At 25.5% G+C, this 15,349-nt stretch carries 6 protein-coding genes; 1 reads left to right on the forward strand and 5 read right to left on the reverse strand.

Annotated features, from left to right (window positions below):
- Positions 1-4: 4 nt before the first annotated feature.
- The 5 genes from N8G13_RS02840 to N8G13_RS02860 all read right to left on the reverse strand — a co-directional run bounded on the left by N8G13_RS02840 (position 5) and on the right by N8G13_RS02860 (position 13,852).
- Positions 5-7,951 carry a PDxFFG protein gene (locus N8G13_RS02840; protein ID WP_262289384.1) on the reverse strand — a complete coding sequence of 2,649 codons (7,947 nt, stop codon included), beginning with the start codon at positions 7,949-7,951 and terminating at the stop codon, positions 5-7.
- A gap of 18 nt (positions 7,952-7,969) precedes the next feature.
- The gene (locus N8G13_RS02845; protein ID WP_262289385.1) at positions 7,970-11,071 is read right to left on the reverse strand and encodes a hypothetical protein; all 3,102 of its coding nucleotides are present in this window, start codon (positions 11,069-11,071) and stop codon (positions 7,970-7,972) included.
- Between the two features lie 358 nt (positions 11,072-11,429).
- Complete coding sequence (gene mgtE / locus N8G13_RS02850) at positions 11,430-12,860, reverse strand: magnesium transporter (protein WP_262289386.1); 1,431 nt, start codon at positions 12,858-12,860, stop codon at positions 11,430-11,432.
- A gap of 16 nt (positions 12,861-12,876) precedes the next feature.
- Complete coding sequence (locus tag N8G13_RS02855) at positions 12,877-13,455, reverse strand: diadenylate cyclase (RefSeq protein WP_262289387.1); 579 nt, start codon at positions 13,453-13,455, stop codon at positions 12,877-12,879.
- 1 nt (position 13,456) lies between these two features.
- On the reverse strand, positions 13,457-13,852 hold the full coding sequence (locus N8G13_RS02860) for a hypothetical protein (protein ID WP_262289388.1): 396 nt from the start codon (positions 13,850-13,852) through the stop codon (positions 13,457-13,459).
- A 117-nt stretch (positions 13,853-13,969) separates the two neighbouring features.
- Between N8G13_RS02860 and N8G13_RS02865 the strand changes: the two genes are divergently transcribed.
- Entirely contained in the window at positions 13,970-15,178 is a 1,209-nt protein-coding gene (locus tag N8G13_RS02865) for a phosphoglycerate kinase (RefSeq protein WP_262289389.1), read from the forward strand.
- Positions 15,179-15,349 lie beyond the last annotated feature (171 nt).

A 15,349-nucleotide genomic window follows, 5' to 3' on the forward strand; every position in this document is an offset into this window, starting at 1 on the left:
TCCTTTATTTTGTTCCGTTAAATTGTACACCCACACGGAAAACCGGAACTTCTGTTCCATTGATATTTTTTAGATATATAGCGGTTGGCGCTTGAGAAAATGTTTTTCCATTTTCCGAAATGCTTTGAGTTTCTCCTAAATCAATATTTAGTGTTTTTAAACCTGCTTTATCATCTGAAAAATAAATTTTATATTCATGATTTGGGTCTAGTAATTTATTTGCATAATTTGACATAATTGCATAATCACTAACTCATGCAATAAAACCATTTCCTTTATGGTGGCCATTTGAATCTTCATAATCATATGCTTCATCTTTTAGTCAATGACGTGATTCTAAGTTTTCTTCATTGTGAATGTGTTGGGTTTTGTAATAGAACATGTTACTACTGTTTTCTTTATTAATTTTTAGTGTTTTTCTTTGTCCTGTTTCTACATCTTCAAATACTAAATAATTAACTTTTTTGGCATCTTCAATATTTAAATATCCAAACATTGCTACTGCATCTTTATCTGTATGTCTTCATATATTTGAAACATTTCTTTTTCCAACACCTTGTGATTGAATGTAATATTCTCAGTAAGCTTTTGGTCTGTTTGTAACCACATTACCTTCTAAATCTTTAATTCTAATAGTGTCATCTTTAATTGGTTGTCCTTCATCGTCGTATAATCTGAAGTTTAAAACATCCCTATATCAACGGTCTTTAAATCAACCATTATTTATAGATTTAAATTTACCAAAATAATTTGAAGCTTTATTTTGATCTGAAGAGAAATTATCACTATTTATTAAATCATTTGGTACATAATCAACATTTAATTTAGATGCTCTATATTTAGTTTCTTTATCTTCAATTTTTTCATACTCAATAATTGTATTTTGAATTGAATGTTGTTCGGTACCTGTAAATTTAATTAATGCTTCATTTCATTTAGCTGTTGGCATTCCATCAACAACATATTCAAGTCCTGTATTAGCTTCATTTACATTGGTAATAAAGCTTGGCAAGTTTCTAAATTCAGTATTTGAAGGTGAATATGTTATTTGTAAATTATCACGGTTAATAACCTCGGCAAATGAATAAGTATAATCTGAAAAGAACTCATTAAATTTACGTTCTGTTTTAGTTTTAAAGTAATTTACAACATCTTCAGTTGGTTTTAATTTTTTAGTTATTCCCTTTGTAAATGATAATAATATATCAGCCATTGAGAATTTTCTTTGTCTAAAATTGTAAATCATTTGAGTTGAATACATTTGTGTTTTATTATCAAGAATTAAATTATCAAATAATGAGAATTTATCAAATGAAACATTATTTTCACTTGCAAATGCGTTATATGTATCTAAAAGTTTTTTAGCTGACATATCTCATTGATTTTCAATTGAAGTGTTTGCATTATCTTGTGTTCCGACCACTATATCTTCAGATTTAAATAATCCATACCCTAAATCTTTATCAAAAATTCATGCATATCTAAGTTCGTTATTTGCATCTTCATCAATTTTTTGTTTAATTGTACTTAGCGGAATATCTTTTACAAATACTGCTAGTTTAGAATTTGTAAATCTTCTCATGATTTCATTTGCAAATGCTTGTTTGTTATTTTCACGTAATAACTGATTTAATTTGTTTCTTTCAGATGATGTTAAAGTATTTTCTGAAAGTAAGGCTGTTTCTAGGCCTTTTTTGAATCTGTCTATATTAAATTTAGATTCAACATAATCTATATCTCAATTAATTGTTTTTGTTTCTTTATTTAATTGAGCTTTTGTTGTATCAACACTTGAAAATCTAATAAATTCTTCGTATGTTATGAATTTTAAGTCAAAACCATATAATTTTTTGTTTGATTTTTCTAAAAAGTAACTATTAAATAATGAATTAGAAGCATCATTTAAAAGTGCGCTTCTGTTAATTTTTAACCCTGACATTTCTCAGAAGGCTGGAAAACCTTTTAATTGAGGATGTGGGTTTTCTGAAACCACATTATCATTTGAATTAACAACTAAATAAGCATTATTTTTACCATCAATACCAACCATTTCTTTAATATAAGGTCCAAATCATTTTAAAATTGGAATTTGGTGAAGTTGTTTTAAAGTTTGTGGACTAAAACTTTCTGCTAAAAATCCTGGTGTTGTAACATTTTCTAAGTTAACATTAGGTAAATATTGTTCATCATCACTAAATCAAAGAACTTGTCTTGCACCTGCTGAAATTGAAGCATAAGAGTTACCTTCTGCTAAATATAATGAAATTAAAATATCAGTAAACTTAGTATTTTCTTTACCTTTATCTGCAAAAGCATTAACATAAAATTCTTCTTGTTCAATAGCATTTTCACTATTTGCATCAATTAATATGGTTCCGTTTGGTGCATAGTATTTTGCATCCACAAAACCTTTAGCTATTTTACCTGTTTGTCTATCCCTTGATTTTAAATGATCTAAATATGGTAGTAAAATTGCTTTATTATAATCTTTATCTGCTTCTGTAAATATTTCAGCATATGATGGGTATGCAATAGAAGTTTTTGGCTCAATTGATGTATCAGTTGTTGTGAAATCTCAACCATTAATCATAAAATCTTTAACAATTAAAGATTGTATTGTATTTTGAGCTTCTTGAATTTTTTGATTTACATATTTTTTAGTAATGTTTTCATAATTTTCATTAATTTCATAATATGGGTTATTAGTTCTATCATTATTTTCTAAATTAATACCTAATGGAACATTTATGATCGGACTTCCATCTGTGTTGAAAACTAAAATTTTATTTATTTGAATATATTCATTAGCTGAATTTTTAATACCTTCAACTATTTTTGGTACTATTTGTCCATTCACTTCTTCAAAATTAATTAAATTTCCTTGTCCGTCTTTTAAAATTCCTTGCAACATATCAAGTGATGCTTTTTTAAATGTTCATTTACCGTTTGCATCTTGAGTCATGTATTTTACTGGGAATTTATCATCTGAATATTTAGTTGGGTTTAATGTTCCTGAGTTTTGGTCTAAAGTATTCATCAATCATAAATCAAATACTTCTAATCATTTTTTATCTTCAATATTAGTTAGACCGTTTGCTTTTCTTCTTTCTTCAGTTGCTTTAACTAAACCTTCATATGTTTGTAAGAAACGACGTTTGTAATTTTCCATAGAAGCTTTTAAATCTTCTTTTCCAATTTCATGTCCTCAAACATCAGAACCTGATTCAACTGTGTCTTTATTAATTACAATTTCATTATTAATTTTCTTAGGTTCATTATATAGTAAATATTCACCTTCATTATTTTCTGAAACAACGTTAGGTTCATTTAATAATGGTGATGAGTTTAATCCTAAGTGTGTTCTTGCTTTTAAATATAAGTCTAAAACGTTTCTTGAGTAGTAGTTGTTTATATTTGGTGTTTGACCTGGTACTAAAGCAGATCCATATAGAGGTTTTTGACCTTTATCTCCTAAATCTTGAGCTGAATTTAATGTCATATGGTGTCCATATTCATGGGCAGCAACAAATTTTAAGAAATCAACTGCAATACCTTTATATTTAGGATCATTCATTGCTAATAATGATCATAACCCAATACGTGAGTCAGGATCTAAACCTAAATATCTTCCATTTTCAATAGAATATTCAAATTCACCTTTATCATTGATTGAAGTTTTTAAATGTTCGCCTTCAAGTCATTCTCCTGCTCATGGAACTTTGTTTAAAAGTGTTTTAGTAAATCCATCGTATGCTTCAACAAAAATACTATAAGTAGGGACTGTGTGTTGTTGACCATTATCATCAATTATAGTTTTACTTCCTTCTTCTTTAATTGAATATGGTTGCACAACGGCTTTATATCCTGCAACATTAAATAATTGTTTGATTTGTTCTAATGTATTTTCACCTACACCATCAGAAACATTTGCATCTACTTTAAATTTCAAGTATTTTAAATTCATGTAACTTGAAAATTCTTGATTATTTACTAGTTGTTTTTCTCTTAAAACAAATGATAAAATTGAATTATCTTTAGTTATATTTGTAAGTTGTACGTTGTGAATATAGTTTCTTGCAAATTCATTTACATCTGTTTCTGAAGTAACAATTTTTGCTTTGGTTAACTTATCTAATAATTCAATTTTTGATTTTGCTACATATAAAGGATTTTTAGAAGAAATTTCTGTTCCTTCATTTGCAAATAAACTACGATGTCAAACTGTTTCTTTTATATTTAATTCTTTAATTTGTTTTACATTGAAAATTGCTTGCTTTAAAGCATTTGAATAAGTATTATTAAATGAATTAAACATATCTACATACTCAAATAAATCAGTTGCTAAATTATGAACTTCTGAAGAGTAGTCTTGAAGTGATTTAGAAAATCTATCTTTTTCTTGTTGATATCTTTGAAGGTTTTCATTCATGCTATCTACTCAAGTTTTATTTCTTATATATAAAGTTGTATCTTCAAATTGATATTGGAAATTTTCATCATTTGCAAAATCTTTGTTAGTTCATGCTGCTTTTAATTCATTAATAGCATCTAAATTTTTATAATAACCATTATTTTCAAAATGAGTATCTTTCAATAAATCTGTATAAAAATGTAGTAAATTTTGTGCATTTACTAATTCTTTTTGTTTATTAGCTTTTAAATTACTATCTGTTGATTGTGTAATTTCTTGTTTTAATTGAGCTATTTTTGTATTTTGATTTTGAATATTTAAATTATAGTTATCAAAATTTTCTTTTTGATAAGCAATAATATCATTAAATAATGCTGCTATAAATTTTCTAGATTCATTATTTTGATTACCTTTATTATCATATTCTTTAAATACTGGGTTTGAAACTATTGCAAAATAATATCTAATTAAATTATCAACATTTTCTATATTATATTTAGTTTCTAATTCAGTTAAATACTCTAATGAATTTTTAAAGTTATTTAAAATTGTTTCTAAATTTTTACTTGTTTGATCTACTCTATTTTTAAATAAACTAATTGCTTTTGTTGAAACTTCTGTTAATGCATTTACATAAACTAAAATATTGTTATTATCTGAAAGATTAATATTTTCTAAATTTAATAGAACTTCTTGAATTTGTTGATTATATAGTTTTAATTGATTTTTTGTATATTCATCTATATCAGTTTTTTGAGTAGTAGTTATTTTGACAATTTCTGAGTATAAATTAAACATTTTAGGAAGTAAGGATGTAATTTTTAATTTATATGATTCTTTTTCATTTTGAGTAATTTTTCTTAATGTGTCAATATCTTTTATTGCACGATCAAAATCATTTCAGCGACTTGATAAAGCACTGTCTTTTTCAATTATATCTTTTATATCGTTGTAATATTTTTTATCTTTGGTTTTATCATCTTCATATTCAACAAATGATTTTAAAGTCATTATTCTTACAAATGCTTGAGTATCTTTTTTATATTTTGTTGCTAATGTATCAAGTGTTTGAATATCTTGTTTAAATTCATTAACTAATGAAGAATAATTTGCTTGTTCTAAATGTGATGAAATTGATGATTTTTGTTGGTTTAGTTGTTCATTACTTTCAAATGATTTTAAAATTTCATCTAATCTTGCATTTTCTTTGTCAATAAGTTGTTTTACTTCTGTTTCATTACCTTGATATTCTTCTCTTATTGAGTTTATATTTGGTGAATAAACATAAAAACCATTTGAAACTGTTTCATTATGTGAACGAATAAATCCATTTAAATTTGAGTATTCACGTCAGTTTATTCTTGAATTTTTTGTAATTTTAACTAATTCATCTAATGCAATTAACTGAACTGGTAAGTAACCTAAATCTGAAGAATATAAAAGATAATCATCATTTACACTTTCGATTTTTGCATAAACATCACCACTTAAAATTTTGCTATATAAGTTATATTTAGCACGATTTTCTAAAATAAATTTATAAAGATTTATTATGTAATCTGCTTTTTGATTAATAGAATCAAATTCAGTTTTTGATTGTCTAAATTCTGAGTTTTCTATTTCTTCATTTAGTTTGTATAAATCAATTAAAGTATCAAGTTGTTCAGGGTCAAAAAATGCTCTTTTTAAAATAACTAAAACTTCTTCTCTTTTTTGGTCGATGTTTAAGTTTTTTATTTCTTGATTTAATCTTGCGATTCTTGCATGATATTCTCTTAATTGTTCGTCTGTAGGAATTTCACTTTCTAAAGTTTCAATTCTTCTTGTTGAAGTAGTTAATACTTGTTCATATTCTTGTTTTCTTGCGTTTAATTCTTCAATTTCTTTATTTAATTTAAATAATTCGTAATTTTTATCTTCTTTAGTTTGTTCATTATTTTCAGTAGCAATTTCTGCTTCCAATTCTGATTTTTTGTTTTGTTTTTCATCTAATGATTGACTTATTTTCTTAATTTCTTCAATAGATTTTTCTTTAGCTTGTTTATATAAATTTAATTCTTCTCTATGATTATCATCACCTTTTTGAATTAATTTATTTGTTTCATTAATTTGAAGTTCTTTTACATCTTTTTCTTTTAAAAGATTTACAAATTCAACGAATTTAGCTAATTTATCTTGTTGAAGATATATATTATTTGTTAAATTCTTTGTATAAATTGAAGATATATCACTTGAAAGATTTTCAAAAGCACGTGTATTACGTTCTAATGCTTGTTGAATACTTTCTGTGTTTTGTGGCCTTGTACCATTAGTAATTTGCCCATTAACTATTTCAACATTGTACTGTGCTTCATCTATGCTATTAAATAAAGTAAAAGTTTTACCATCGTTAAAAATTAATTTTAAGTATTTGTCGTTTATTTTATCTAATAAAGTTTTTTCATCATTTTCTATAATTGCGTTGACAATAGTCTTCTTTTCAAAAGAAAAAGAAGCACTATTTTTTAGTGTTTCAAACGAATCATTTTTTGAATATGATTTAACATATTCTGCAAATTTAGTTTGTGCTTCTTCTAGAGTATTGGCAACAACTAGAGAAATATAATCTGAAGAAACATTTAATCTATCTTTTTCTAAAGTACTAAATGCTTCACTTTCAATTTTTTCACGATAATTACCTTTAACAACAAAAACTTCTTTTCCAATTAAATCTCTTTTATCAGCTAATGTTCTAAATGATTGTGTTTTAGATGTTTGTTGAGAAATATTTGTAAATGAGTTATATTCATTAATATTTTCTAAAAATTTTTGTAATTCAGGAAATGTTAATAACTTTTTATTTACTCTATATAGTAATGAATCAGCAGCATTACCTTCTCCACTTAAAGTACTATGTAATGGAATTGAACCAAAGAAAGCATCAGGGAAGAATTTTATAGTTGTATATTCTTTATCTTGATTAGAGTGAGAACCTAATGTTATATTATTTCCATTAAGTTCAACCCCTTTAACAATAGAAAATTCTTTTAATGTAATAATTTCAGGCCCTCATGAAACATTTTTCATGAATCATTGAGTAAAATCATAGAAATCTTTAGCACTAACTGCTTCAATATATTCATTGTAAAAATCAAACATTCCATACTTAATATTTAAAAATGGCATTGAGTGATTTTTTTCATAAAATTCTTTTAAAAAGTCATTGTAACCTATTCAATTATTATTGTAAAGTACTTCACCATCTTCTCCTTTAGTAGGATCAAATGTAGCAATTTCATGATTTTTTTCACTATTTACAAATGTTAACTTAGGTCCATCTACTAAATTAATATTTCCGTTTGGATTAACAAATTTATTTTTTAGTAAATTATTATCGTATCCTTGGGCTAAATGTGGTTTTGTTGAATTATATTTAATAATTCCAATTGTTATTGCTGAAGCCAGCGCGATCACTGCTAAAGAAGTAACATATTTAGGCCAAACAAGTGTTCTTCAATTGAAAGATTTTTTATTTTTTGGATTTTTCTGGTTGTCTTTCATCTTGCCTCTTAATTATTTTTATTTAATATATGTATCATATATATTTTGCATTATTTCTGTAGTAGATTCTATTTTTGCATAGAATGATAGTAAAGTAGCTGCTACAAAACGCTCGTTGTTTTCACCATCTTTATCATATAAACTTGGTGAAAATCTTATGTGTTTACTTTCTAAGATAATTTTCTTGTCTTTTAAACCATTTAAGAAAGTATAGTAATCATGTCTTTTTTGTTTTAAATCTTCTTTTAATTGGTTAGCGTCATCAGTATCTTTTTTATTTATTCAACTTAATAATGATTGTGCATATGCTTCTTCTAATGCTGTAAATTGTTCGTATGTTTTTTGAACTTCTTGAATTTCTTTTGACTCATCATCAGTTTCAAATGATCATGAATTTGTTGTTCCATCTACTGCTAATATCGCATTAAAGTGATTATTACGAGAAACAGCATCTTTTTCATCATTTAAGAATTTTGCTAAAACTTTGTCTTGATGGTCTTCTTTACTTAAAAGGATAGTGTCAAAGTTAGCTTTTTTGTTATTTTTTCATTCTCTTAATAAAACAAATATTTCTTGACCAGGTACTAATTTTGCTGTTTTTGCTGCTTTATCATTTCTTCTTTTTTTGTTTTTTAAACTTTCAATAGTATTATCATGATCTTGTTGTAATACTTGATAATCATATGTTAATACTTCATCTTGTTCAGAACTGCCAACATAAGTATCTAATTCTTTAGTTAGTTGTTTTAGTTCTTCAAGTTTAGTTTTTACTGTTTCAGTATCTGGATTATCATTATTTAATAATTCTTTAATTTCATTCATTTTTGATTTTAGTGTATTTATTTTTTTAATCAATGAATCTTTTACTACAACTATCTCATCTGCGCCTTCATCAGCATATCTAAGATCTGCTCATTCGTGCCCATATATCGTTATATCTTGCAATGCATTTAGATATTGCTCAACATTTTGCTCTTTTTCATCTATATCAGTCTTTATTTGATCCTTAGAATTATTAACATCATAATTATTAAAGTATGCTGAAAATTCTTTTAAGTCTTTTAATATTTTAGATTGTTCATCCAATGACTCTTGATCTATATCACCATAATTATAACTTATATGAGCTGTAAGAAGAACATAGAATGCAGGAGCAGAAGTAAGATCTTTTTTCACTGGGAACATTGTTGATTGAACATTTTCCACTGATTTTTTAATTTCTTTTATTTTATCTTTTAATGCTTCACCTTCTAAAGAAGTATCATTTTTTGCATCTGATATTAATTTATTGTGATTTGTCAATAAATCTAATATTTGACCAGATGTACTGTACATTTCAAATCATTTACCATTTTCAGCAAAATTTGTTGTAAACGCATCTAAAACAGATTGAGAAGTAGTGGATAACTCACTCAAGTATTCTTTCGTTGCTTTTGTATCTTCATATTCAAAAATTAATTTTTGAATTTCTGTTTTTTGTTCTTCATAATTTTCTGTTGCTTTTTGTTTTGCTGTTTCCTCTTGATTTATTTGATTTTGTATTTTTTCATTTTCTTCTGAATTATCTCATTTTATTAATGCTTTTAATTCCGGATCTTCTAAATCATCACCAAGATCTTTAAATAAATTAATTAGCGATTCTGATAATTCAATTTCTTTTCTTACTGTTAAATATTCTTGGTAACGATCAAAAGATTCTACATATGTTGTGTGAGGCAAATTAAATATTCTTTGCATTGCATTTTTATTTTTTGTATAAAAATCTTTATATAAATATTCATGATTATCATAGTTATAATCTGAGTGACCTTCGTTTGTTTTTGACTCATATTTATTTTTAAATACTCTTGCGAAACTATTTGTTGTAGATAGGTCAAACTCTCTTGAAACCTCATTATCAATTTTTTGTTTTAATTCTTTATTATCTACAAAGAATCCTTCAAGTAAAGTATTATTTGCTTCATAAACAAATCTATCAACATCTTCTCAAAGTTCAAATTCATTAAAGTATGATAAATTATCATCTACTAAAGCAGCAGAAATTTTTAGTAATTCAGCTTTTACTTTTTCATGTAGTTTGTGGTAACTTACAGATGTAATAAAATCAGTTGCAGATTTACTGAAAAGAGTTTTGTAATTTGCTAATAATTTAGCTAATTTATCTTTTGTTTGTTTTTTAAATTCTTCATCAACAATTTTTCTATAAACAGGGAATAATGAAATTCTGAAATTTGGCATATTAAATTTAGGAAGTAGTGATCTATAATTTGTTGAACTAAAATCAATAAATTTACTTGCTATTCCTTCACCTTGTTTTTCAAGTTTTTGTCAGTTACTTATTTGGTGTGTAAGTAGTGACGAATTTGTTTTTGCATCTTGGTATGCTTTTTTGTATTCTTCAAATTCTGCAAGTAATGCTTCTTTATTATCTACATCACTTGTTCTTATTTGACTCATTATTCTATCTATATCATTAATTCTTCAATCAAATAAATCATCCATTTCGGTTAATTTTGGAATATTAACTGTAACAGGATTTTGAGGATCATCTATAAATTTAGTAATAATATCAGCTCTATTTAAAGAAAATAAAATTGCATTTTCTCATGTTCATAGATTACTAAAATCTTCTGGTGTATCTTTTAATTCCTCTTTTGATTTTTCAATACTTTGTGTTACACCATCTAATAAATCTCTATTACTATTATAAGAGTTTGGGTTTTGTTGTTTAATTGCATTTGGTAAATCAGTTGCTAAAAAGTTACTTATTTGTTCAAAGAATTTTTTTGCTGATTTATCATTTCTTTTAACTCTTTTAGCTTCTAATTCATTAATTTTTTCTTGTAATTCTTCAATTTCTTGTTCTAATCTTGTTTTTGTTTGATCTGATTCATCTTTTTGTTGATTTGTTGTTTCCAATCTTTGTCTTAAAGCGTCTAATTGTGCTTGAAGTTGTTCTTTTTCTGTTTGATTTTCTTTTTTTATTTTTGCTAATTTAGCATTTAATTCCTTAATTGTTTTTTCTTCATTAGTTTCTGTGTTTTGTGGTGCACATGAAACTGCAGCTATAGCTGGTATAGTTGCAAGCACTAAAGAAGATATTAATATTTTTTTTCTCATTTTTCTCTCCATTTTCTTTATAGAAAAAAGTTCTATATGCTATAAACCATACAGAACTTTTATTATATTTATCATAAAAGGAGGTGGTATATAGCAATTATTAATAAATAATAAAAATCTTTTATGATATTTAAATTAAATAACTATATACTTTTACCATAACAGACTTTTATTACTTTATAAATCCGTTATATATAAACTTACAACAAGACTTATAATGAAACTAACGATATGTGCACATAGAGTATGCAATACCGTTTTTATTCATAATAATCATTGAATTTGTAAGTAGTACTTTTTTCATAAAAATATTATACAACAAAAAATAATTTTTTTTAAATTTAATTACGATTAAAATTTAATGAAAAAATATATGAAAAATCAACATAGCAAGACTAAAAAAGATAATAGTAGAAGTTGCATCTGTTAATGTTGCCAAAATAGGACTTGACATAACTGCGGGGTCCTTTTTTAATTTATTTGCAGCTAAAGGAACTACAGCTCCGACAAATTTAGCAAAAACAACTGCTAAAAACATTGATAAACTACTTACTAAGCACATCAAAATAATTCCAATTTGTTCTGTTTTAATAAGCAAATTACCAGTAGCTGTGAAATATAAAATTAATCTAATAAAATTTGTAATAAATAATATTAATCCAATTATTGTTCCAGCTCTTAATTCACTACTTATTACTTTTCATTTTGAACCCTTTATTTCATGAAGTGCAAGAGCACGTGTTACTGTTGTTGCTGCTTGGGCGCCTGCATTTCCAGCTGTTCCACTTATAACAGGAACCATTGAAACAACTATTGCACTGCTAATTGCAGCTGAAAGAAAAGAATTGGCTCCTTCAACTTGAGCTTGAAAAATTTGAATAACTAATTGACTTAAGGTACTTCCTAACATCAAAATAATTAATCAGAAAATTCTTGATTTAACAATTGATTTTATATTAGGTTTATTATATGAAATACCTTCTTCTGATTCAATTCCGGCCATTTTATAAATATCTTCTGTTGCTTCTTCATGTAAAACATCAATAACATCATCAGAAGTAACAATTCCCAATACTTCATTTTTATCATTTACAACAGGTAAAACTGACATATCATGATCAGCAAAAATTAAAGTTGCATGTTCTTTTGTTTCCAAAACATTTAAGCTTTGAATTGGTTCCATTATTTCATAAATGTATGTACCTCTCCTACTATCAACAAAAACAATATCTTCTAGAGTGGTTACGCCAGATAATCTATTATCATCATCAACAACAATGTAATAATGAACCATTTCAGCATCTTCTCTTTTTTTTCTAATAATCTCAATTGCTTTTGAACAAGTCATTTCTTTATTTAATTTAATAAACTCAACACTCATAACTGACCCAACACTATCGTCATTATATTTTAAAAGTTTATTAATTTTATTTCTATCTTCTTGATCTTTAACGTGACTTAAAATCTTTTGAGAAATATTAGCAGGCATTTCTTCAATTAAATCAACAATATCATCCAAATATAAATCATCTAAAATATATTCAAGTTCTTTATCTGTAAATGATTTGATGATTGACTCTTGAATATCATGTTCTAAATATGAAAAAATTTCTCCACTATCTTTGGGTTTAATTATTCTAAAGAAAAAAACTCGTTCATATTCATTTAATTGTTCAATTGTATCTGCTATTGTTGCATTAGGTGTTTCATCAACAAATTTTCTAATTAAATGAATATTTTTATATTGAAGGGCATTACGAAGTTGAGTTAATGATAGTTCATTTTTCATAGTGACCTCTTTTCTTTTAATAGTCTTTGAATATATTTACTAATGATTCTTGCAATCTATCGGTAAAAATAGGACTAATCATACCACCTTTAACAAGACTTATTGCTCCATTTTCTTCACTCACTACCAAAGTAATAGAATCAGAAATTTCACTTATTCCAATTGCAGCACGATGTCTTGCGCCATATTTATTATCAATAGATTTTTTAGTTATTTTATAATAAGTAGCTGCATAAACTATTTTATTATCCCGAATAACAATAGCTCCATCATGTAATGGGGTATTTTTGTTAAAAATACTAATTATTAAAGAGCTTGAAATGTTTGCATCAATAATAACTCCATCAGTTCTTAAATTATCTAATTTATCAGTCATTTCAATGGTTATTAGCGCACCTGTTTTATTTTTAGATAAATATTTTAAGCTTTCTTTTAATTGATGTATTAATCTTATTTTGGTGCTTTTTGCAACTTTTAATTTTTGTTTTCTTGATCTTATAATGTTTTTATAAAATAAAACTGAATAATGAATAAAAACAATTACAAATAATAAAACAATGAAACATAAAATTATTAGCAATAATTTTTTTTCCATCTTATCCAACTCACTTAGTAAATACCAAAATAAGTAAAGCAATAAAAATTACTAATGAAATTGCAGAAGCAACAATTATTAATCTTGACATAGGTTGAATTTCTTTAACTTTTGTACTATTGGGGTCATCGCTTCATTTTTTATATTCATATTCTTGTGCTTTATTTTGTAAATATTGATTTCTTTGTCTTTTTTGAATTTCTTCTAATTTATTCATTGTTTTTCTGTCAATTTCTGACATTCAAACAATATTTTTATAAATGTTTAAAAGATGATTATCATCATATTTTATAAATCTTGGTTCTTTTTTAAATTTAGCAAAATCTTTTAAAAGTTGAGTAATACTTGTTTCAATAGCGTCTTTATTTTGACGTAAATCTCTTGTTTTTAGTCCCATTATTTCCCCTTTTTTTATTTATATGTACTTATTATTATAATTTTAAATTATAATGAAAATAAAATAATTTAAATAATTAAATTAAAAAAATACAAATTAAACACAAGGATGATTACAATGAAGACAAAAATCACTGATATTAATTTAAAAAATAAAATTGTAATTTTAAGAGTGGATTTTAATACACCATTAAAATTAAATGATAAAAATGAATATGAAGTGGCAGACAATTCTAGAATTGTGGCTGCTTTAAAGACAATAAAATATATAATAGATCAAGACGCAAAATTGATTTTACTATCTCATTTATCAAGAATAAAAACAAAAGATGATTTACAATCTAAGTCTTTGTATCCAATTTATTTAGAACTAAAATCATTACTAAATAATTTAAATATCTTTTTTGTAAAACAAACAAAAGGAAAAGAAGTAAATGATGCTGTTTCTAATCTAAAAAATAAAGAAATTTTATTATTGGAAAATACAAGATTCGAAGATTTAGAAGACAAAAAAGAATCAAAAAACAATCCAGAATTAGCTCAATATTGAGCAAGTTTAGGAGATGTTTTTATAAATGATGCATATGGTGCAATTCATCGCGCGCATGCTTCAAATGTTGGTATTTCAACATACATAAAAGAATCTGCAATTGGTTTTTTGGTTGATGAAGAACTAACTAATTTATCTAAATTAAATAGTCCAAAAAAACCTTATGTAGCAATTATTGGTGGGGCAAAAATTTCTGATAAAATTCAAGTATTAGAAGCGTTATTACAAAAAGCTGATTATTTATTAATAGGTGGGGGGATGGCTTATACTTTTAATGTATCAAAAGGTCTTAAAATAGGACAAAGTCTATTCGAAGAAGATTATGTTGAATTAGCCAGCAATTTACTATCCAAATATAAGGATAAAATTATTCTTCCAATAGATAATGCTATGTCAAAAGATTTTAGCAATTCTATTCCTACATACACAACAAAAGAAAATCCAAACATACCTAATAACTTTATGGGCATGGATATTGGACCCGCCACAGTTGAATTATTTAAAAAATATTTACTTGAAGCAAAAACTATTTTCTGAAATGGTCCATTAGGAGTGACTGAATTTTCAAATTACTCACATGGAACAAAAGAAATTGCAAAAATTATCTCACTAAATAAAAATGCTTTTTCAGTAGTTGGTGGTGGTGATAGCGCAGCCGCAATTAAAAATTTAGGCCTTGAAAAAGAATTTTCATTTATTAGTACTGGTGGTGGAGCTAGTTTAGAATACATACAAGGAAAAACATTACCAGGTTTAGAAATTATTAAAAATAAATAATAAAAACAGCATTAATAGCTGTTTTTTTGTGTCTTTTTGCTCTCGTTTGGTTTCAAGACAAGACAAAAAATCTTTATAATTTTGCTTCAGAAGGTGGAACTCCAAATTCTACAAATAAAATATTTTATGAAAAAGGTAAAATACCGTTCGTAAAAATAAATGACACAAAAA

This window comes from Mycoplasma zalophi (genome assembly GCF_025486335.1).
Classification (GTDB): Bacteria; Bacillota_I; Bacilli_A; order Mycoplasmatales; family Metamycoplasmataceae; genus Metamycoplasma; species Metamycoplasma zalophi.